Source organism: Serratia sp. LS-1, from assembly GCF_003719595.1.
Classification (GTDB): domain Bacteria; phylum Pseudomonadota; class Gammaproteobacteria; order Enterobacterales; family Enterobacteriaceae; genus Serratia; species Serratia ureilytica.
Map to the genome: position 1 here is coordinate 4,646,454 of NZ_CP033504.1, position 20,045 is coordinate 4,666,498.

19 protein-coding genes are annotated in these 20,045 nt (G+C 61.2%); 12 read left to right on the forward strand and 7 right to left on the reverse strand.

What is annotated here, in order from left to right; all coding sequences use genetic code 11:
* Positions 1-35 precede the first annotated feature (35 nt).
* Positions 36-2,588 (forward strand): class I adenylate cyclase, encoded by a 2,553-nt coding sequence (locus tag EDY99_RS22125; RefSeq protein WP_019452546.1) that lies wholly within the window; start codon positions 36-38, stop codon positions 2,586-2,588.
* 36 nt (positions 2,589-2,624) lie between these two features.
* Here the strand turns inward: EDY99_RS22125 and cyaY are convergent, their stop codons facing one another.
* Positions 2,625-2,945, reverse strand: coding sequence for an iron donor protein CyaY (cyaY, locus tag EDY99_RS22130; RefSeq protein ID WP_033645025.1), 321 nt, complete (start codon positions 2,943-2,945; stop codon positions 2,625-2,627).
* Positions 2,946-3,023: 78 nt separating this feature from the next.
* Between cyaY and EDY99_RS22135 the strand changes: the two genes are divergently transcribed.
* From EDY99_RS22135 to uvrD, 6 genes are all read left to right on the forward strand, one after another.
* The gene (locus tag EDY99_RS22135) at positions 3,024-3,230 is read left to right on the forward strand and encodes a lipoprotein (protein WP_080350231.1); all 207 of its coding nucleotides are present in this window, start codon (positions 3,024-3,026) and stop codon (positions 3,228-3,230) included.
* Between the two features lie 71 nt (positions 3,231-3,301).
* On the forward strand, positions 3,302-4,126 hold the full coding sequence (dapF, locus tag EDY99_RS22140; protein ID WP_004934244.1) for a diaminopimelate epimerase: 825 nt from the start codon (positions 3,302-3,304) through the stop codon (positions 4,124-4,126).
* Positions 4,123-4,836 (forward strand): DUF484 domain-containing protein, encoded by a 714-nt coding sequence (locus EDY99_RS22145; RefSeq protein ID WP_033645022.1) that lies wholly within the window; start codon positions 4,123-4,125, stop codon positions 4,834-4,836. Before dapF ends, EDY99_RS22145 begins: the two co-directional genes overlap by 4 nt.
* Complete coding sequence (xerC, locus tag EDY99_RS22150; RefSeq protein WP_033645020.1) at positions 4,833-5,744, forward strand: tyrosine recombinase XerC; 912 nt, start codon at positions 4,833-4,835, stop codon at positions 5,742-5,744. Before EDY99_RS22145 ends, xerC begins: the two co-directional genes overlap by 4 nt.
* A complete protein-coding gene (yigB, locus tag EDY99_RS22155; protein ID WP_033636653.1) occupies positions 5,744-6,460 on the forward strand; it encodes a 5-amino-6-(5-phospho-D-ribitylamino)uracil phosphatase YigB in 717 nt (238 codons plus the stop codon). Before xerC ends, yigB begins: the two co-directional genes overlap by 1 nt.
* A gap of 78 nt (positions 6,461-6,538) precedes the next feature.
* Complete coding sequence (gene uvrD, locus EDY99_RS22160; RefSeq protein ID WP_025304874.1) at positions 6,539-8,701, forward strand: DNA helicase II; 2,163 nt, start codon at positions 6,539-6,541, stop codon at positions 8,699-8,701.
* Positions 8,702-8,746: 45 nt separating this feature from the next.
* Here the strand turns inward: uvrD and EDY99_RS22165 are convergent, their stop codons facing one another.
* Positions 8,747-9,220 (reverse strand): WbuC family cupin fold metalloprotein, encoded by a 474-nt coding sequence (locus tag EDY99_RS22165; RefSeq protein ID WP_025160392.1) that lies wholly within the window; start codon positions 9,218-9,220, stop codon positions 8,747-8,749.
* A 446-nt stretch (positions 9,221-9,666) separates the two neighbouring features.
* On the opposite strand from EDY99_RS22165, the gene corA reads away from it, so the two are divergent.
* The gene (gene corA / locus EDY99_RS22170) at positions 9,667-10,617 is read left to right on the forward strand and encodes a magnesium/cobalt transporter CorA (protein ID WP_004934262.1); all 951 of its coding nucleotides are present in this window, start codon (positions 9,667-9,669) and stop codon (positions 10,615-10,617) included.
* Positions 10,618-10,633: 16 nt separating this feature from the next.
* Here corA and rarD read toward each other — a convergent pair whose 3' ends face one another.
* Both rarD and EDY99_RS22180 read right to left on the reverse strand, forming a co-directional pair.
* Positions 10,634-11,521 (reverse strand): EamA family transporter RarD, encoded by an 888-nt coding sequence (gene rarD / locus EDY99_RS22175; protein ID WP_033645018.1) that lies wholly within the window; start codon positions 11,519-11,521, stop codon positions 10,634-10,636.
* Between the two features lie 66 nt (positions 11,522-11,587).
* Positions 11,588-12,058: a thioesterase family protein gene (locus EDY99_RS22180; RefSeq protein WP_033645017.1), complete on the reverse strand. Its 471-nt coding sequence runs from the start codon at positions 12,056-12,058 to the stop codon at positions 11,588-11,590.
* 199 nt (positions 12,059-12,257) lie between these two features.
* Here EDY99_RS22180 and recQ point away from each other — a divergent pair, with 199 nt between their 5' ends.
* Together recQ and rhtC are read left to right on the forward strand one after the other, a co-directional pair.
* Positions 12,258-14,090: an ATP-dependent DNA helicase RecQ gene (gene recQ / locus EDY99_RS22185; RefSeq protein ID WP_046688049.1), complete on the forward strand. Its 1,833-nt coding sequence runs from the start codon at positions 12,258-12,260 to the stop codon at positions 14,088-14,090.
* A gap of 12 nt (positions 14,091-14,102) precedes the next feature.
* Positions 14,103-14,723, forward strand: coding sequence for a threonine export protein RhtC (gene rhtC, locus EDY99_RS22190; protein WP_033645015.1), 621 nt, complete (start codon positions 14,103-14,105; stop codon positions 14,721-14,723).
* A gap of 48 nt (positions 14,724-14,771) precedes the next feature.
* On the opposite strand, the gene rhtB is transcribed toward rhtC, so the two are convergent.
* Entirely contained in the window at positions 14,772-15,392 is a 621-nt protein-coding gene (gene rhtB, locus EDY99_RS22195) for a homoserine/homoserine lactone efflux protein (protein WP_042783450.1), read from the reverse strand.
* 147 nt (positions 15,393-15,539) lie between these two features.
* Between rhtB and pldB the strand changes: the two genes are divergently transcribed.
* Both pldB and yigL read left to right on the forward strand, forming a co-directional pair.
* Positions 15,540-16,583, forward strand: coding sequence for a lysophospholipase L2 (gene pldB, locus EDY99_RS22200; RefSeq protein ID WP_033645012.1), 1,044 nt, complete (start codon positions 15,540-15,542; stop codon positions 16,581-16,583).
* A 4-nt stretch (positions 16,584-16,587) separates the two neighbouring features.
* Positions 16,588-17,385, forward strand: a complete 798-nt coding sequence (gene yigL / locus EDY99_RS22205) for a sugar/pyridoxal phosphate phosphatase YigL (protein ID WP_033652427.1) — start codon at positions 16,588-16,590, stop codon at positions 17,383-17,385.
* Between the two features lie 43 nt (positions 17,386-17,428).
* On the opposite strand, the gene glpQ is transcribed toward yigL, so the two are convergent.
* Both glpQ and glpT read right to left on the reverse strand, forming a co-directional pair.
* Complete coding sequence (gene glpQ, locus EDY99_RS22210; protein ID WP_025304882.1) at positions 17,429-18,508, reverse strand: glycerophosphodiester phosphodiesterase; 1,080 nt, start codon at positions 18,506-18,508, stop codon at positions 17,429-17,431.
* An 82-nt stretch (positions 18,509-18,590) separates the two neighbouring features.
* Positions 18,591-19,946: a glycerol-3-phosphate transporter gene (glpT, locus tag EDY99_RS22215; RefSeq protein ID WP_033645009.1), complete on the reverse strand. Its 1,356-nt coding sequence runs from the start codon at positions 19,944-19,946 to the stop codon at positions 18,591-18,593.
* Positions 19,947-20,045: the final 99 nt, after the last annotated feature.

A 20,045-nucleotide genomic window follows, 5' to 3' on the forward strand; every position in this document is an offset into this window, starting at 1 on the left:
TTTTTCTAAACACCGGGATAATCAGGCGAGACGTCTTGTACCTCTACATCGAGACATTGAAGCAGAGACTGGATGCGATCAATCAGCTACGCGTCGATCGCGCCCTGGCGGCTATGAAGCCCGCGTTTCAACGGGTATACAGTCTGCTGCCCACCTTACTGCACCACCACCACCCGCTGATGCCGGGTTACCTGAACGGTAACGTTCCCCACGGCATTTGCCTCTACACGCCTGATGAAACTCAACAAGATTACCTGAACGATTTAGAAGACAAATGGGGTAGCCCGTTTGACAAACCGGCCAGCGGCGAGCTGCCGATCACCGGCGTCTATTCGATGGGCAGCACCTCGTCTATCGGCCAAAGCTGCAGCTCGGATCTCGACATCTGGGTCTGCCACCAGTCCTGGCTGGACAACGAAGAACGCACCCGCCTGCAGCAAAAATGCAGCCTGCTTGAGAAGTGGGCCGCGTCGATGGGGGTGGAAGTCAGCTTCTTCCTGATCGACGAAAACCGCTTCCGCCATAATGAAAGCGGCAGCCTGGGCGGCGAAGACTGCGGCTCGACGCAGCACATCCTGTTGCTGGACGAGTTCTACCGCACCGCGGTGCGCCTGGCCGGCAAACGCATCCTGTGGAACATGGTGCCGGGCGAAGAAGAAGCGCACTACGATGAATACGTGCTGTCGCTGTACGCGCAGGGCGCGCTGACGCCGAACGAGTGGCTGGATCTCGGCGGCCTGAGTTCGCTGTCGGCGGAAGAGTACTTCGGCGCCAGCCTGTGGCAGCTGTACAAGAGCATCGATTCGCCTTACAAGGCGGTGCTGAAAACACTGCTGCTGGAAGCCTATTCCTGGGAATACCCCAATACCCAACTGCTGGCGACGGACATCAAACATCGCCTGCACCAGGGCGAGATCGTCAGCTTCGGGCTCGACGCCTACTGCATGATGCTCGAGCGCGTCACCCGCTACCTGACCGACATCAACGACACCACCCGCCTCGATTTGGCCCGTCGCTGTTTCTACCTGAAAGTGTGTGAAAAGCTGTCGCTGGCCAAGGCCTGCGTCGGCTGGCGGCGCGAGATCCTCAGCCAATTGGTCAGCGAGTGGGGCTGGAGCGAAGAGCGTCTGGCGATGCTGGACAACCGCGCCAACTGGAAGATCGAGCGAGTGCGCGAAGCGCACAACGAACTGCTCGACGCGATGATGCAGAGCTACCGCAACCTGATCCGTTTCGCCCGCCGCAACAACCTCAGCGTCAGCGCCAGCCCGCAGGATATCGGCGTGCTGACCCGCAAACTGTATGCGGCGTTCGAAGCGCTGCCCGGCAAGGTGACGCTGGTGAACCCGCAGATCTCGCCGGACCTGTCGGAAAACGATTTAACCTTTATTCATGTGCCGGTTGGCCGCGCCAACCGCACCGGCTGGTACCTGTATAATCAGGCACCGGCTATGGATTCGATCGTCAGCCATCAGCCGCTGGAATATAACCGCTACCTGAACAAGCTGGTGGCCTGGGCCTATTTCAACGGCCTGCTGACGCCGCAGACCCGCCTGCACATCAAGAGCGGCAACCTGTGCGACACCGCCAAGCTGCAGGAGCTGGTGGCCGACGTTTCCCATCACTTCCCGCTGCGCCTGCCGGCGCCGACGCCGAAAGCGCTGTACAGCCCGTGCGAGATTCGCCATCTGGCAATCATCGTCAATCTGGAAAACGATCCGACCGCCGCCTTCCGCAATCAGGTGGTGCACTTCGATTTCCGCAAGCTGGACGTGTTCAGCTTCGGCCAGCAGCAGCAGTGTTTGGTGGGCAGCATCGATCTGCTGTATCGCAACTCCTGGAACGAAGTGCGCACCCTGCATTTCAGCGGCGAGCAGTCGGTGCTGGAAGCATTGAAAACCATTCTCGGCAAAATGCACCAGGACGCCGCACCGCCGGAGTCGGTGGAAGTGTTCTGCTACAGTCAGCACCTGCGCGGCCTTATTCGCACCCGCATTCAGCAGCTGGTGTCTGAGTGCATCGAGCTGCGCCTGTCCAGCACCCGGCTGGAACCCGGCCGCTTCAAGGCGGTGCGCGTCGCCGGGCAAACCTGGGGGCTGTTCTTCGAGCGCCTGAGCGTGTCGGTGCAGAAGCTGGAGAACGCGGTGGAGTTTTACGGCGCCATCTCCAACAACAAGCTGCACGGCCTGTCTATCAAGGTGGAAACCGATCAGGTGCATCTGCCGCCGGTGGTGGACGGCTTCGCCAGCGAGGGGATCATCCAGTTCTTCTTCGAAGACACCTCAGACGACAAGGGCTTCAACATCTATATTCTGGATGAGTCGAATCGGGTAGAGGTGTATCACCACTGCGAGGGCAGCAAAGAGGAGCTGGTGCGCGACGTCAGCCGCTTCTATTCCTCGTCGCACGACCGCTTTACCTACGGCTCCAGCTTCATCAACTTCAACCTGCCGCAGTTCTATCAAATCGTGCAGCTCGACGGGCGCACGCAGGTGATCCCGTTCCGCAGCAACGTGCTGTCCAGCCTGTGCGTGACGGTGGCCGACGGCGCCGCTCAGCCGCTGAAGCAGCAGTTCCAGCTGCATTGACGCCGCAAGGGCTCGGTTGCCGAGCCCTGCTTAGCCTCAGGAAAAACTCAGTTCCTCGCCGGCCTGCGCGCTGGCCGCTTCGCTGAGCAGTTGGTAAAACGGCTGCCCGCTGCGATCGCATACCCAGACGCCGTCGCGGTAGTTGAAGTGGTAACCGCCGGCCTTGGTGGCGAGCCACACCTGGTGCAGCGGCTCCTGGCGGTTGATGACGATTTTTGTGCCGTTTTCGAAGCTCAGCGTCATCACGCCGCCATTGGTTTCGTAATCGATATCCGCATCGCCGTCAAAATCGTCCAGTGTCTCTTCAATATTCAGCATCAGCTGGTCGGCCAACTGGTGAAACTCACTGTCGTTCATATTCAATTCCTATTGCTTTTCATGATCCACCTGCGATTATAGAGACCTTGGACGCATGAATTACAGGCATTAATGCAAATGAAAAAACAACTACGCTATGCGCTGATGGCCGTTCTGGTTACCGGCCTCGCCGGCTGTGGTCTGAAAGGCCCGCTTTACTTCCCACCTGCCGACTCCGCCGGCCAAAAAACGGCCAAACCGCCGGTGCAAACGGGCGATCAGGTGCAAAAGAACCAGCAGGAGCAGTCTGGCTCTCAGCAAAAACCGTCGATGGTTGCCCAGTAACACCCGGTTTGCGGTGGCGAGCGCCGCCGCAAAATCAAGACGGATAGCGCGTCCAGATAGCGGAGTATGATATGCAGTTCTCCAAAATGCACGGTCTGGGCAACGACTTTATGGTGGTCGATGCCGTTACACAGAATGTCTATTTTTCACCTGAGCTGATCCGCCGGCTGGCCGATCGGCACCTGGGCGTCGGCTTTGACCAGATGCTGGTGGTAGAACCGCCTTACGATCCCGAGCTGGATTTTCACTACCGAATTTTTAACGCCGACGGCAGCGAAGTGGCGCAGTGCGGCAACGGCGCGCGCTGTTTCGCGCGCTTTGTGCGGCTGAAAGGGCTGACCAACAAGCGCGATATCCGCGTCAGTACCCAAACCGGGCGTATGGTGCTCAGCGTCACCGACGACGATCTGGTGTGCGTCAACATGGGTGAGCCGAATTTCGATCCGCAGGCGGTGCCGTTCCGCGCCGCCAAGGCGGAAAAGACCTACATCATGCGCGCGGCGGAACATACCGTGCTGTGCGGCGTGGTGTCGATGGGCAACCCGCATTGTGTTTTGCAGGTGGATGATGTAAAAACCGCCAAGGTGGAGCTGCTTGGACCGGTGCTGGAAGGGCATGAGCGCTTCCCGGAACGGGCCAACATCGGCTTTATGCAAGTGGTCAGCCGCGATCACATCAAGCTGCGCGTTTACGAGCGCGGCGCCGGTGAAACGCAGGCCTGCGGCAGCGGCGCCTGTGCGGCGGTGGCGGTCGGGATCCAACAGGAATTGCTGTCAGAAGAGGTGCATGTAGAACTGCCGGGCGGCAGCCTGCATATTCGCTGGAAAGGGCCGGGCAATCCGCTGTTTATGACCGGTCCGGCAACCCATGTCTATGACGGATTTATTCATCTATGAAAAGCGTAGAAGAACAGAGCGTCGCCGGCCTGGCGCTGGATGACGACGCCGTGATGCAGTACCTGCTGCAGAACCCGGATTTCTTTATTCGCAACGCGCGCCAGGTTGAGCAGATGCGCGTGCCTCACCCGGTGCGCGGCACCGTTTCGCTGGTGGAATGGCATCTGGCTCGTCAGCGCAATCACATCGAACGGCTGGAAGAAGAGATCACGCTGTTGATGGAGCAGGCCAGCGCCAACGAAGGGCTGTTCGCCAGGCTGCTGCACCTGCAGGCCGATCTGGCCACCGCCGACAGCCTGCAGGACATGCTAAACCGGCTGCAGCGCTGGGCGCGCGGCTTCGGTTTGGCCGGCGCCACGGTTCGGCTGTTCGCCGAGCGCTGGAATATCGGCGCGCCTTCCGATTTCACCCACCTGGCGCTGACGCGTTCGGCGTTCGAGCCGTTCCGCATTCAGCGGCTGGGCAGCGAACAACACTATCTCGGCAGCCTGAACGGCCCCGAGCTGCTGCTGCTGTTGCCGCAGGCCAAACAGATTGGCCAAATTGGCTCGGTGGCGCTGTCGATGTTGGGCGACGACGGCGAGCTGGGCATGGTGATCTTCAGCAGCCGCGATACGCAACATTATCAGCAGGGCATGGGCACGGTGATGCTCAATCAGCTGGCGCGCATGCTGCCGGCGCTGCTGGAACGCTGGATCGAACGCGCATGACGCCGATTGCGCCCAGCCTGCAGCAGCCGGTGGACGCTTTTCTGCGTTATCTCAAGGTAGAACGGCAACTCAGCCCGCTGACGCAGCTCAGCTATTCACGCCAGCTGACGGCGCTGATGCGCCTGGCGCAGGAGATCGGCGTCACCGACTGGACGACGCTGGACGCCGCCCGGGTGCGCATGCTGGCGGCGCGCAGCAAACGCGCCGGTCTGCAGTCCGCCAGCCTGGCGCTGCGGCTCTCTTCGTTGCGTAGCTTCCTCGATTGGCTGGTCAGCCAGGGCGTGCTGCACGCCAACCCCGCCAAGGGCATCCGCACGCCGCGCAGCGGCCGCCATCTGCCGAAAAACATCGACGTCGATGAAATGAACCAGCTGCTGGAGATCGATCTCAACGATCCGCTGGCGGTGCGCGATCGCGCCATGCTGGAGGTGATGTACGGCGCCGGCCTGCGCCTCTCCGAGCTGGTGGGGCTGGATTGCCGCCATGTCGATATGGCGGCGGGCGAGGTGTGGGTGATGGGGAAAGGCAGCAAAGAACGCAAACTGCCGATCGGGCGCACCGCCGTCACCTGGCTGGAACACTGGCTGGCGATGCGCGATCTGTTTGGACCGCAGGACGACGCCATGTTCCTGTCCAATCAGGGGCGACGCATCTCGACGCGCAACGTGCAAAAACGCTTCGCCGAATGGGGCGTGAAGCAGGGCGTCAACAGCCATATCCACCCGCACAAGCTGCGCCACTCCTTCGCCACCCATATGCTGGAGTCCAGCGGCGATCTGCGCGCGGTGCAGGAGCTGCTCGGCCACGCCAACCTGACCACCACGCAAATTTATACCCACCTCGACTTTCAACATCTGGCGAACGTGTACGATGCCGCGCATCCGCGCGCCAAACGGGGGAAATCCTGATGCATTTTTATCGCCCGCTGCGTCCGCTGGCGGCGCTGACTTTCGATCTGGACGACACGCTGTATGACAACCGTCCGGTGATCCGGCAAACCGAGCAGCAGTCGGTGGCCTTCCTGCAGAGCTACCATCCCGGCCTGAACGGCTTCCAGTCGGCGGATTTCCACCGCCTGCGCCAGGAACTGCGCGAGCAGGATCCGGAGATCTACCACGACGTCACCCAGTGGCGCTGGCGCGCCATTCATCTGGCGTTGAGCCGGCAGGGGCTGCGCGACGCCGAAGCGGCGATCGGGGCCGATGCGGCGATGCAGAATTTCGCGCTGTGGCGCAGCCGTATTGAGGTGCCGGAAGCGACCCATGCCACGCTGAAGGCGCTGGCGGCGCGCTACCCGCTGGTGGCGATCACCAACGGCAACGCCGATCCGGCGCAGTGCGGCCTGGACGGCTACTTTCAGTTTGTGCTGCGTTCCGGGCCGGACGGGCGCGCCAAGCCGTATCAGGACATGTATCACCTGGCCGTCGAGCGGCTGGGTGTGGCGCCCGAGCAGATCCTGCACGTGGGCGACGATCTGACCACCGACGTGGCCGGCGCGCTGCGCGCGGGGCTGCAGGCCTGTTGGATCAACGATCGGCAACGCAGCCTGATGCAGGCCGCCGACAGCCGCCTGCTGCCGCATATTGAGATTTCGCAGTTGGCATCGCTGACAGCATTGTTATAATCCCTGCCAGAACTCTGTATAAATTTCCAGTGAAAAACCCGTCGCCGGCGGGTTTTTCCTTAACCATTAGTGGTGCCTATGGACGTCTCCGATCTGCTCGACAGCCTGAATGAAAAACAACGTGAAGCCGTGGCGGCGCCGCGCAGCAACCTGTTGGTTCTGGCCGGAGCGGGCAGCGGCAAGACGCGGGTGCTGGTGCATCGCATCGCCTGGCTGCTGTCGGTGGAGAACTGCTCACCGTATTCGATCATGGCGGTGACCTTCACCAACAAGGCGGCGGCGGAAATGCGCCACCGTATCGAACATCTGATCGGCACCAGCCAGGGCGGCATGTGGATCGGCACTTTCCACGGTCTGGCGCACCGCCTGCTGCGCGCTCATCATCTGGAAGCCAACCTGCCGCAGGATTTCCAGATCCTCGACAGCGACGACCAGTTGCGGTTGCTCAAGCGCATCATCAAGGCGCTGAACGTCGACGAGAAACAGTGGCCGCCGCGTCAGGCGATGTGGTACATCAACGGCAAGAAAGACGAAGGCCTGCGCCCGCAGCACGTCGAGACCTACAACAACCCGGTAGAGGCCACCTGGCTGCGTATCTACCAGGCCTATCAGGAAGCCTGCGATCGCGCGGGGCTGGTGGATTTCGCCGAGCTGCTGCTGCGCGCGCACGAGCTGTGGCTGAACAAGCCGCATATCCTCAACCACTATCGCGAACGTTTCACCAACGTGCTGGTGGACGAATTCCAGGATACCAACAGCATCCAGTACGCCTGGATCCGCCTGCTGGCGGGCGGTAACAGCAACGTGATGATCGTCGGCGACGATGACCAGTCTATCTACGGCTGGCGCGGCGCGCAGGTGGAAAACATCCAGCGCTTCCTGAAGGATTTCCCCGGCGCGGAAACCATCCGCCTGGAGCAGAACTACCGTTCCACCAGCAACATCCTGAAAGCGGCCAACACCCTGATCGCCAACAACGACGGGCGCATGGGTAAAAACCTGTGGACCGAAGGCGGCGAAGGCGAGCCGATTTCCCTCTACTGCGCCTTCAACGAACTCGACGAAGCGCGCTTCGTGGTCAACCGCATCAAGACCTGGCAAGACAACGGCGGCGCGCTGAACGATTGCGCCATTTTGTACCGCAGCAACGCCCAGTCGCGCGTGCTGGAAGAGGCGCTGCTGCAGACGGCGATGCCGTACCGCATCTACGGCGGCCAGCGGTTCTTCGAACGTCAGGAAATCAAGGATGCGCTGGCTTACCTGCGCCTGATCTCCAACCGCAACGACGACGCTGCCTTCGAGCGCGTGGTCAACACCCCGACGCGCGGCATCGGCGATCGCACCCTCGACGTAGTGCGCCAGGCGGCGCGCGATCGCCAGCTGACGCTGTGGCAGGCGACGCGTGAACTGATGCAGGACAAGGTTCTGGCCGGCCGCGCCGCGTCGGCGCTGCAGCGCTTCATCGAGCTGGTGGAGTCGCTGGCGCATGAAACCGCCGATATGCCGCTGCACGTGCAGACCGATCGGGTGATCCGCGATTCCGGGCTGTTCATCATGTATGAGCAGGAAAAGGGCGAGAAGGGACAGGCGCGCATCGAAAACCTCGAGGAACTGGTGACGGCGACGCGCCAGTTCAGCTATCAGGAAGAAGATCAGGATCTGATGCCGCTGCAGGCATTCCTGTCGCATGCGGCGCTGGAAGCGGGCGAAGGCCAGGCCGACGCCTATCAGGACGCGGTGCAGCTGATGACCCTGCACTCGGCCAAGGGGTTGGAGTTCCCGCTGGTGTTTATCGTCGGCATGGAAGAAGGCATGTTCCCGAGCCAGATGTCGCTGGACGAAGGCGGCCGTCTGGAGGAGGAGCGCCGTCTGGCCTATGTGGGCGTGACGCGCGCCATGCAGAAACTGACGCTGACCTATGCCGAAACGCGCCGTCTGTACGGCAAAGAGGTTTATCACCGGCCGTCGCGCTTTATCGGCGAATTGCCGGAGGAGTGCGTGGAAGAAGTGCGCCTGCGCGCCAGCGTATCGCGCCCGGTCAATCACCGCCGCATGGGCACGCCGATCAGCGAGAACGACACCGGTTACAAGCTGGGCCAGCGCGTGCGTCATCCCAAGTTTGGCGAAGGCACCATCGTCAATCTGGAGGGCAGTGGCGAGCACAGCCGGCTGCAGATCGCTTTCCCGGGCGAGGGCATCAAGTGGCTGGTGGCGGCCTACGCTCGCCTGGAAACGGTATAAAGAGAGGGGAGAGTTGCAGGGGCCAGCCCCTGCAACCTTTCACGATCAGTGAGGGTACCGGTCGCCGACCTGTGCGGTGGCATACCAGCGCATCACCGCTTCGGTGCCTTCACCGCCTTCCTGCGGCGCCCACTGCATGCAGTCTTCTTCGGTCAGCGCCTGATACGGGCCCTGCTTCACTTCGAACACTACGCCGCCAGCATCGACCGACAGCACCGCATGCCAGGTAAAGGCCGGCATCTCCAGCACTTTGGTTTCTTCGCCAAGCAGGGTGCGCTGTGTTACAACGCCGTCATCGTTGAACTGCAGCACCACAAAGCGGCCGCGCAGCGGCGTCAGCAGCTCCCAGGTTTGCGGATGGCGGTGCGGGCGGATATAGGTGCCGGGTTCCATGGCGATCGCCAGGCGTTGCACCGGGTCGCTCAGCTCTTCGTGTAAGGTGCGGTGCGCGCGCAGGCGGGCCACGCTGGCGGCCTGTTCGCTCATCGCGGTCAGTTCATGGGCGGTAATCTGTTTCATCATTTAAATCCGCATGCTTGTCGTACCATTAGGGTGATGTCATCTTAGCAACATTCTTGGTGGCGGTAAGCGATCGCCGCGACTTTTTCAGTACGGTTTAAGCCCCATTTCTGCTATTGATCATCGTGATGATTTGTTGCGCAATTATCCCGCCTAACGTGTTGACAGGCTTTTTCTTCTCGGCGTAACATGCGCGCACTATTATCATTGAGGACAGACGCCTTGGACACACCCAGTAGATACTGGCTCACTGACCTGCGCCGCAGGTATAACTTCTAAGGCTCTCCGTTTTTGCTGATAGCCTTCGTGGTTGTCGGCGACCCCGCAAAGTGTCGCTATGAGTCAGATCTCTTCATGGTCTGAAACAAATCGGTGATACGCATCTCCCTCTGTTTCTGTGCTTCAACGCGTTGTCCGCACCCGTTACCTTCACGGAGTTTTGGCACATGCTGAGCGCTTTTAAATTAGATAACCGCCGCTTGTCCCGTCTGGAACTGGACGACTCGGATGATCTCACGTCATCGCTGTGGGTTGATCTGGTCGAGCCGGAAGAGGGCGAGCGTGAGCGCGTGCAGAATGAGCTGGGACAAAGCCTGGCGACGCGTCCCGAACTGGACGACATCGAAGCCTCCGCCCGTTTCTTCGAAGACGAAGACGGTCTGCATATCCACTCCTTTTTCTACTTTGAAGATGCGGAAGATCACGCCGGCAACTCCACGGTGGCGTTCACCATCCGCGACGGCCGCCTGTATACCCTGCGTGAGCGTGAACTGCCGGCGTTCCGCCTGTACCGCATGCGCGCCCGCAACCAGACGATGCTCGAAGGCAACGCTTACGAACTGCTGCTGGATCTGTTCGAGACCAAGATTGAACAGCTGGCGGACGAGATAGAGAATATCTACAGCGATCTGGAACAGCTCAGCCGGGTGATCATGGAAGGGCATCAGGGCGACGAATACGACGCCGCGCTCTCGACGCTGGCGGAGCTGGAAGATATCGGCTGGAAGGTGCGTTTGTGCCTGATGGATACCCAGCGCGCGCTCAACTTCCTGGTGCGCAAGGCGCGTCTGCCGACCGGCCAGCTGGAGCAGGCGCGTGAAGTGCTGCGCGACATCGAATCCCTGCTGCCGCACAACGAATCGCTGTTCCAGAAGGTGAACTTCCTGATGCAGGCGGCGATGGGCTTCATCAACATCGAACAGAACCGTATTATCAAGATCTTCTCGGTGGTGTCGGTGGTGTTCCTGCCGCCTACGCTGGTGGCTTCCAGCTACGGCATGAACTTCGAATTCATGCCGGAACTGAAATGGTCGTTCGGCTACCCGGGCGCGATCACGCTGATGATCCTGGCGGGCCTGGCCCCTTACCTGTACTTCAAGCGCAAGAACTGGCTGTAACCCGGCGGCGCCGGGCTCAGCGCAGCTTGCGCTGGGTATAGAGCGCGTCGAGGGTGAACAGGATCAGCGCCGCCCAGATAAAGCCGAAGGTCACCAGCTTGTCCTGGCCGACGGTCTCGCCGTAGAAGGTGACCGCCAGCAGGAACATCAGCGTCGGGCCGAGATACTGGAAGAAACCGAGCGTCGATAGGCGCAGCCGGGTAGCCGCCGCGGTGAAGCACAGCAGCGGCACGGTGGTGACGATGCCGGCGGCGACCAGCAGCAGGTTCAGCGACCACGGGTTGGCGCTCAGGTGGCTGGTGGGGCTGTCGGCGAACAGGAACAGATAGGCCGCCGCCACCGGCAGCAGCCACAGCGTTTCAATCAGCATGCCGGTCTGCGCGTCGATGGCGATTTTCTTGCGCAGCAGGCCATAGAAGGCAAAGCTGAACGCCAGCCCCAGACCGATGATCGGCAACGACCCGAACTGCCAGAGCTGCACCAGCACCCCGGTGAACGCCAGCGCCACCGCTACCCACTGCATGCGGCGGAAACGTTCGCCGAGAAACAGCATCCCCAACAGCACGTTAACCAGCGGGTTGATGAAGTAGCCCAGGCTGGCTTCCAGCATATGGTGATTGTTCACCGCCCAGATGAACAGCAGCCAGTTGCCGCCGATCAACAGCGCGGTGACCGCCAGCAACAGCAGCCGTTTGCGATTTTGGCAGGCGGCGCGCACTTTAGGCCAGTTGCGGCCCAGCGTGATCAGCGCCAGCATGAAGAAAAACGACCAGATGATCCGGTGGGTGAGGATCTCATCCGCGGACACTTGCTGGATCAGTTTGAAATAAGCCGGGGCGATGCCCCACATAAAATAGGCGGCCAGGGCAAAGAAAATGCCCTGACGCGTTTGCTTTGCGTCCATGACGTCACTCTGGTGGGGAACTTAAGATGCGGTGAGTGTACTGAAGACGCTCACCGCACACAATCATCAGCCGACCAGGTAGGTGGCGGTGGCGGTCGCGATATGCAGGCCGTCGTGGTTATGCAGTTCTACGCGCGCGACGGCGACTTTGTTGCCGCTGCGCAGCACGCTGGCGGAGGCGACGAAGTGCTCGCCGCGGCCGGGGCGCAGGTAGTCGACGCGCAGGTCGATGGTGCCCATGCGCGACAGCTTGGCGGCGATCTCCTCTTCAACCAGCGGCTCCAGGCGCGTCAGCACGCCGCCGGCGCAGGCCAGCCCGGCGGCGACGTCAAGCACGGCGGCGATCACGCCGCCGTGCAGAATTTCCTGCGCGGCGTTGCCCACCAGCTTGCGCTGGTTGGTGAAGCTCAGCTCGACGTAGTCATCGTCGAAGCGGCGCAGCTCCAGGCCAAGCTCGCGGTTGAACGGCATGTGGTAGACAAAAATTTCGCCGATCTTGCGGCGGGCGGCTTCCAGGGTCAGTGGTGTTGTCGACATAGCGGGTTTCCGTTTTTCTTTTGCGTTTTAAGGGAGCTAACTGGTCAGTCCAGGTTAATGGAATGTTGATTTTATGCTTAACCTTTGTTGCTTGCCAGCCCGTTTAGGCAAAAGAGTCACGCGCGCGTTGGTGTCATGCTGAACGATATTGTGTAATCATACCCGGTGGGTGTGTACCGATGAAAAAATGGGGAAGTGTGTGTCAACCGCAGCAGTGATTAACAGAGAGTTGCTGGCCGAGCAGGTATTGCGCGATACCTTCGGCTACCAGCAATTCCGTCCGGGGCAGCAAACGATTATCAATGCCGCGATCGGCGGGCAGGATTGCCTGGTGGTGATGCCGACCGGCGGCGGCAAGTCGTTGTGTTACCAAATCCCTGCGCTGGTGATGGACGGCCTGACGCTGGTCGTTTCTCCGCTGATCTCGCTGATGAAGGATCAGGTCGACCAACTGTTGGCCTACGGCGTTTCCGCCGCCTGCTACAACTCGACGCAAACCCGCGAGGAGCAGCTGGACGTCATGGCCGGCTGCCGCAACGGCACCATCAAGATGCTGTACATCGCGCCGGAGCGGCTGATGATGGAAAGCTTCCTCAACCTGCTCGATCACTGCCCGCCGGCGATGCTGGCGGTGGATGAGGCGCACTGCATCTCCCAATGGGGCCACGACTTCCGGCCGGAATACCGCGCGCTGGGGCAGTTGAAACAGCGCTTCCCGTCGATGCCGGTGATCGCGTTGACCGCCACTGCCGACGAAGCCACGCGCGGCGATATCGTGCGTCTGCTGTCGCTGCAGGATCCGCTGGTGCAGGTCAGCAGCTTCGACCGACCGAACATCCGCTACACGCTGGTGGAAAAATTCAAACCGCTCGACCAGCTGTGGCGCTTCGTGCAGGATCAGCGCGGCAAGAGCGGCATTATCTATTGCAACAGCCGCGCCAAGGTGGAAGACACCGCCGCGCGCCTGCAAAGCCGCGGGCTGAGCGTCGGCGCTTACCACGCGGGGCTGGACAACGATCGCCGCGCCCAGGTGCAGGAGGCGTTCCAGCGTGACGATCTGCAGGTGGTGGTGGCCACCGTCGCCTTCGGCATGGGCATTAACAAACCCAACGTGCGTTTTGTGGTGCATTTCGACATCCCGCGCAATATCGAATCCTATTATCAGGAGACCGGCCGCGCCGGGCGCGACGGCCTGCCGGCCGAAGCCATCCTGCTGTACGATCCCGCCGACATGGCCTGGCTGCGCCGCTGTCTGGAGGAGAAACCCGCCGGGCAACAGCTGGACATCGAGCGTCACAAGCTGAACGCCATGGGCGCTTTCGCCGAGGCGCAAACCTGCCGTCGCCTGGTGCTGCTCAATTACTTCGGCGAAGGCAAGCACGAAAACTGCGGCAACTGCGATATCTGCCTCGATCCGCCCAAGCGCTACGACGGGCTGGAGGACGCGCGCAAGGCGCTGTCTTGCGTGTACCGCGTCGGCCAGCGCTTTGGCCTCGGGTACATCGTGGAAGTGCTGCGCGGATCCAACAATCAGCGCATTCGCGAATACGGTCACGACAAGCTGCCGGTGTACGGCATTGGCCGCGATCAAACCACGGAGCACTGGACCAGCGTGCTGCGTCAGCTGATCCACCTGGGCTTTATCACCCAGAACATCGCCATGCACTCGGCGCTGCAATTGACCGAGGCGGCGCGTCCGGTGTTGCGCGGCGAGGTGGCGCTGCAGCTGGCGGTGCCGCGCATTCAGAGCCTGAAGTCGCGCAGCAGCGCCAACCAGAAATCCTACGGCGGCAATTACGATCGCAAGCTGTTCGCCAAGCTGCGCAAACTGCGCAAGTCGATCGCCGACGAAGAAAACATTCCACCCTACGTGGTGTTCAACGACGCCACGCTGCTGGAAATGGCCGAACAGATGCCGATCAAGGCCGGCGATCTGCTGAGCGTCAACGGCGTGGGGCAGCGCAAACTGGAGCGTTTCGGCGCGCCCTTTATGGCGATGATCCGCGACCATCTCGACAATGACGAAGACTGAGGGCGATAAATCATGCTGATGCTGTTTCTCACCGTGGCGCTGGTGCATCTGATTGCGCTGATGAGCCCGGGGCCGGACTTCTTTTTCGTGTCGCAGACCGCCGCCAGCCGCTCGCGCCGCGAGGCGATGATGGGCGTGGTCGGCATTTCGCTCGGCATCGTGGTATGGGCCGGCGTGGCGTTGATGGGGCTGCATCTGATCCTGCAGAAGATGGCCTGGCTGCATCAGATAATCATGGTCGGCGGCGGCATTTACCTGTGCTGGATGGGGTGGCAACTGCTGCGTTCCGCGCGGGCGCAGCAAGCTCCGCCCGCGGCAGAGGCCCAGGTGGCGTTGCCGAAGGCCGGGCGCAGCTTTATTCGCGGCTTCTTGACCAACCTGTCCAACCCGAAAGCGGTGATCTATTTCGGCAGCGTGTTCTCGCTGTTCGTCGGCGACAGCGTCGGCGCCGGGGCGCGCTGGGGGCTGTTCTTGCTGATCGTCGCCGAGACCTTCGTCTGGTTCAGCCTGGTGGCGGTGGTGTTCGCGCTGCCGGCGATGCGCCGCGGTTATCAGCGGTTGGCCAAGTGGATAGACGGGGTGGCTGGCGTGCTGTTTACCGGCTTCGGGTTACACCTGATCTTTACCCGCTAACCGGCAGTGAAATGCCCAAGGCCGAGCAGCGATGCCCGGCCTTTTTTGTCAGGCTTTGCGGGCGGTCGCCAGCAGCCCCGCCACCAAAATAAACAGCGAACCGAACACCCGATTGAGCAGCTGCATTTGACGCGGGGTCTTCAGCCAGCCGGCGATGCGCGTCGCCAGGGTGGCGTAACCGATCATCACCAGAATATCCACCACCACGGTGGTGACGCCGAGCACCAGATACTGTTCGGCCTGCGGCTGATGGGGCAAGATGAACTGCGGGAACAGCGCGGCGAGGAACACGATGCTTTTCGGGTTGGTCAGGTTGACCAGCACCGCGCGGCGGAACAGGCGGCGGCGCGGCATGCTGCCCGCCAGCGCATGCAGATCCAGCGCGCCGGCGGCGCGCCATTGCTGGATGCCGAGCCACACCAGGTAGGCGGCGCCCAGCCATTTCAGCAGCTCGAACGCCAGCAGCGATTGCGATATCAGCGCGCCGAGGCCGATGCCCACCAGCACGATGTGCGCGCTCAGCCCGGCCTGCAGCCCGGCGATCGACGCGGCGGCGCCGCGATAGCCGTGGCTGATGCCGGTGCTCATGGTGTTGATGGCGCCGGATCCGGGGGAGAGGCTAAGGATAAGCGTGGTCAGCAGGTAGGTTAACCACCAGTCCAAGGTCATGGTTCTCGGCTCCCTGAAAGTGTCGTTTTGTGCCACAATGCGCCGAGGCGGCGCCGTTTTTTGTCAGAATTGAATCACAATACGCTAGTATGATTTCTTGTGCCAGCGGTCACATTTTCCGCCGGCTCCACAGGGAAAACGCTCTCGATGACCTCGTTCACTCTCAGCTCCGATGACTGGTTAACGCGTGAAACGCAGTTCGCTGCTTTCGCCACCGGGCCGCTGCTGGATTTCTGGCGGCAGCGCGAAGAAGGCGAGTTCAGCGGCGTGGACGGCGTGCCGATCCGCTTTGTGCGTTTCCGTTCCGCGCGGCATCAGCGGGTGGTGGTGGTCAGCCCTGGCCGCATCGAAAGCTACGTGAAATACCCTGAGGTGGCCTACGACCTGTTCCACTGCGGTTACGACGTGGTGATCGTCGATCATCGCGGCCAGGGGCGCTCCGGGCGTTTACTGGCGGATACGCACCGCGGTCATGTGGTAAACTTTGCCGACTACGTGGACGATTTCGAGCAGCTGTGGCTGCGCGAGGTCGAGTCGCGCGGTTACCGGCAGCGTTTCGCGCTGGCGCATTCGATGGGCGGCGCGATCCTGGCGCAGTTCCTGCAGCGGCGGCCGCAGGCGTTCGACGCGGCGGCGTTTTGCGCGCCGATGTTCGGCATCCAGTTGCCGATGCCGGGCTGGCTGGCCGACCGCATTCTCGACTGGGTGGAGACACGCCCGGCGATCCGTGATTATTACGCGGTGGGCACCGGCCAGTGGCGTCCGCTGCCCTATGTGGTCAACGTGTTGACCCACAGCCGCGAGCGCTACCGGCGCAGCCTGCGTTATTACGCCGACTATCCCGAGCTGCAGGTGGGCGGGCCGACTTACCATTGGGTGCGTGAGAGCATCCGCGCTGGCCGGCAGATCATCGCGCAGGCCGGGAAAATCACAACGCCGCTGTTGCTTTTGCAGGCCGGTGAAGAACGGGTGGTCGACAACCGTTCGCACCAGGCTTTTTGTCAGGCTCTGTCAGACGCGGGGCGCCCTTGCGAAGGGGGGCTTCCGTGGGTTATCAACGGCGCACGCCATGAGATCCTGTTCGAGCGGGACGCGATGCGCGCCGAAGCACTGAACGCAATCCTGCGCTTCTTTGCTCAACACTTAGGCGGCGCGCTGCCGCCGACAACTCCATCAGAGGTTAGAACATAACGCTATGTATCACGTCGTCGCTTCCGATTTAGATGGCACGCTGCTGTCTCCCGACCATACCCTGTCGCCGTACGCCAAAGAAACGCTGAAGTTGCTGACCCAGCGAGGCGTGCATTTCGTGTTCGCCACCGGCCGCCACCACATCGACGTGGCGCAGATCCGCGACAGCCTGGAAATCAGCGCCTTTATGATCACCTCCAACGGCGCGCGGGTGCACAACACGGCCGGCGAGCTGATCTTCAGCCATAACCTGGACGGGGATATCGCCCGCGATCTGTACGGCATGCTGCACGACGATCCGCAGATCACCACTAACGTCTACCGCAACGACGATTGGTTTACCAACCGCGAAAGCCCGGAGCAGGAAGAGTTCTTCCAGGAGTCTGTGTTCAAATATCAGCTGTTCGAGCCGGGCCTGCTGGAAACCGACGGCGTCTGCAAGGTTTACTTCACCTGTGAAGACCACGAGCGATTGCTGCAGGTGGAAGACGCCATCAACGCCCGCTGGGGCGATCGGGTCAACGTCAGCTTCTCGTTCCCGACCTGCCTGGAAGTGATGGCGGGCGGCGTGTCGAAAGGGCATGCGCTGGAAGAAGTGGCCAAGATCATCGGTTATACGCTGCAAGAGTGCATCGCCTTCGGCGACGGCATGAACGATCTGGAGATGCTGTCGATGGCCGGCAAGGGCTGCATCATGCGCGATGCGCATCAGCGCCTGAAGGATATGCTGCCGGAGCTGGAGGTGATCGGTTCCAATGCCGATAACGCGGTGCCGCACTACCTGCGCAAGATGTTCCTCTGAAATAACCTTTAAATAATCAGGGCGCCTTGCGGCGCCCTTGTTATTACTTGTGCTGGCCCTGCTTCTGCAGGAACTGCACGCCCTTGTCCGGGAAGTCGGTGAACACGCCGTCGACGCCGGCCTGGTTGTAAATCACGTCATACAGCTGGTTTACGTCGGTCACGTACTTCGGCAGCGCATCGGCGCGGATGGTGAACGGGTGCACCGCCAGCTTGCTGGCGTGCGCTTCTTTCACCATGTCGGTCAGCACGATGTGGCCCGGTTTGGATTGATCCGCCACCACCAGCATGTGGTAGTCCGGCCCGATGCCGTCGGCATACTGAGCGATTTTCTTCATCGCGCCCGGTTTGAACATCCAGTCATAGTCGTATTCCACCCACTTGCCGTCGGCTTTCTGCTCGTAGGTTTCCTGCCAGTCGTTGTAGGCGATCAGCTGCACCAGCTTCAGATCCATGCCCAGCTTCGGCTCCAGCTCGTTCTTGATGCGTTTGAGCTCGTTGGCGTCGAAGCACTGCAGGTAGACGTTGTCGTTCTTGCCGGTGTAGCCGTACTGCTTGAGCACCGCCAGCACTTTGCTGGAGATGTCTTTGCCTTCCTGCTTGTGGAACCAAGGCGCTTTGATTTCAGGATAGATGCCGATGTTTTTGCCGGTCGAATGGTTCAGACCCTGTACGAATTCGATCTCTTCCTGGAAGGTGTGGACGCGGAAGTCGGATTTGCCCATCGGGAAGCGGCCAGGGTAGCCCTGTACCTTCTTGCCGTTTTCGATGTCAAAGCCTTCGGTGAACTTCAGCGATTTGATCTCCGCCAGCGTAAAGTCGATGGCGTAATAACGGCCGTCTTTGCGTGCGCGGTTCGGGAAACGTTCGGCGACGTCGGTGACGCGATCGAGGTAATGGTCGTGCAGCACCACCAGCTCGTTGTCCTTGGTCATCACCAGATCTTGCTCGAGGTAATCGGCGCCTTGCGCGTAGGCCATCGCCTTCGCCGGCAGGGTGTGTTCCGGCAGGTAGCCGCTGGCACCGCGGTGGGCGATCACCACTTTGTCCGCCGCCTGCGCGGCGCTGACCATTGAGGTGGCGAGAATGATCCCTGTCAGCAGGGCTTTGACTTGAGTCCGCATTCCGTTTTCTCCGTGTTGTTGGGGGCAGGGTAGTAAAAAGGCCGCAGGGCGGCCTTTAAATCATGCAAAAGTCGTGTGACGGTTAGCCGCGCTTGCCGGCAGCGATTTCCGCGTGGTGTTTCTTCTCGTTCAGCATGGTCAGCAGCAGCAGGATAACCGCCAGCACGCCGCCGCCGATCATCACCATGAAGCCGCCGTCCCAACCGAAGAAGTCTACGGTGTAACCGACGATGGCGCTGGCCGCAACCGAGCCGCCCAGGTAGCCGAACAGGCCGGTGAAGCCCGCGGCGGTGCCGGCGGCTTTCTTCGGCGCCAGCTCCAGCGCGTGCAGGCCGATCAGCATCACCGGACCGTAGATCAGGAAGCCGATGACCAGCATACAGATCATATCCACGGTCGGGTTACCGGCCGGGTTCATCCAGAACACCACGGTGGCGATGGTCACCAGCGTCATGAAGAACACGCCGGTGGCGCCGCGGTTGCCTTTGAACACTTTGTCCGACATCCAGCCGCACAGCAGGGTGCCCGGGATACCGGCGTATTCATACAGGAAGTAGGCCCAGGAAGACTTGTCCAGCGCGAAGTGCTTCACTTCTTTCAGGTAGGTCGGCGACCAGTCCAGAATGCCGTAACGCAGCAGGTAGACGAACACGTTGGCGACCGCGATGTACCACAGCAGCTTGTTCGGCAGGATGTACTGCATGAAGATCTGCTTGGCGGTCAGCTCTTCTTCGTCTTTTTCGCTGTAGTCGTCCGGGTAGTCGTTTTTGTACTCTTCAATCGGCGGCAGGCCGCAGGATTGCGGGGTGTCGCGCATCAGGCCGAAGGCGATCAGGGCCACCAGGATGGCGCCGAAGGCCGGCATGTACAGCGCCGCGTGCCAGTCGTTGAACCAGGCCATGCCCAGCAGGAACAGCAGCGGCGGCAGGCCGCCGCCCACGTTGTGGGCGCAGTTCCAGATGGAGACGATGCCGCCGCGTTCTTTCTGCGACCACCAGTGCACCATGGTGCGGCCGCACGGCGGCCAGCCCATGCCCTGGAACCAGCCGCACAGGAACAGCAGGACGAACATGATGGCGATGCTGGAGGTTGCCCACGGCACGAAGCCCATGAACAACATCACCGCCGCCGCCAGGATCAGGCCGGCAGGCAGGAACACTCGCGGGTTGGAACGGTCGGAGACCGAACCCATGATGAATTTGGAGAAGCCGTAGGCGATGGAGATGCCCGACAGCGCGAAGCCGAGGTCACCGCGGCTGAAGCCTTGTTCGATCAGGTAAGGCATGGCCAGGGTGAAGTTCTTACGCACCAGATAGTAGGCGGCGTAACCGAAGAAGATCCCCAGGAAAATTTGCCAGCGCAGCTTACGGTAGAGCGGGTCTACCTTATCGCTCGGCACACGGGCGATGTGTGCGGCCGGCTTAAAAATACTCAACATGAGCGCCTCCGATGGCTTTATCTGTTATCACATCAATATGACCTTTTACGTTCATTTGATGATTGAGCGGATATCGAATGTGGTGTTTTTGTGTTCCAT

Coding starts and splice junctions, on each gene's coding strand:
- cyaY (WP_033645025.1), bottom strand. CDS start 2,945: ATGAACGACAGTGAGTTTCACCAGTTGGCCGACCAGCTGATGCTGAAT.
- EDY99_RS22135 (WP_080350231.1), top strand. CDS start 3,024: ATGAAAAAACAACTACGCTATGCGCTGATGGCCGTTCTGGTTACCGGC.
- dapF (WP_004934244.1), top strand. CDS start 3,302: ATGCAGTTCTCCAAAATGCACGGTCTGGGCAACGACTTTATGGTGGTC.
- EDY99_RS22145 (WP_033645022.1), top strand. CDS start 4,123: ATGAAAAGCGTAGAAGAACAGAGCGTCGCCGGCCTGGCGCTGGATGAC.
- xerC (WP_033645020.1), top strand. CDS start 4,833: ATGACGCCGATTGCGCCCAGCCTGCAGCAGCCGGTGGACGCTTTTCTG.
- yigB (WP_033636653.1), top strand. CDS start 5,744: ATGCATTTTTATCGCCCGCTGCGTCCGCTGGCGGCGCTGACTTTCGAT.
- uvrD (WP_025304874.1), top strand. CDS start 6,539: ATGGACGTCTCCGATCTGCTCGACAGCCTGAATGAAAAACAACGTGAA.
- EDY99_RS22165 (WP_025160392.1), bottom strand. CDS start 9,220: ATGAAACAGATTACCGCCCATGAACTGACCGCGATGAGCGAACAGGCC.
- corA (WP_004934262.1), top strand. CDS start 9,667: ATGCTGAGCGCTTTTAAATTAGATAACCGCCGCTTGTCCCGTCTGGAA.
- rarD (WP_033645018.1), bottom strand. CDS start 11,521: ATGGACGCAAAGCAAACGCGTCAGGGCATTTTCTTTGCCCTGGCCGCC.
- EDY99_RS22180 (WP_033645017.1), bottom strand. CDS start 12,058: ATGTCGACAACACCACTGACCCTGGAAGCCGCCCGCCGCAAGATCGGC.
- rhtC (WP_033645015.1), top strand. CDS start 14,103: ATGCTGATGCTGTTTCTCACCGTGGCGCTGGTGCATCTGATTGCGCTG.
- rhtB (WP_042783450.1), bottom strand. CDS start 15,392: ATGACCTTGGACTGGTGGTTAACCTACCTGCTGACCACGCTTATCCTT.
- pldB (WP_033645012.1), top strand. CDS start 15,540: ATGACCTCGTTCACTCTCAGCTCCGATGACTGGTTAACGCGTGAAACG.
- yigL (WP_033652427.1), top strand. CDS start 16,588: ATGTATCACGTCGTCGCTTCCGATTTAGATGGCACGCTGCTGTCTCCC.
- glpQ (WP_025304882.1), bottom strand. CDS start 18,508: ATGCGGACTCAAGTCAAAGCCCTGCTGACAGGGATCATTCTCGCCACC.
- glpT (WP_033645009.1), bottom strand. CDS start 19,946: ATGTTGAGTATTTTTAAGCCGGCCGCACACATCGCCCGTGTGCCGAGC.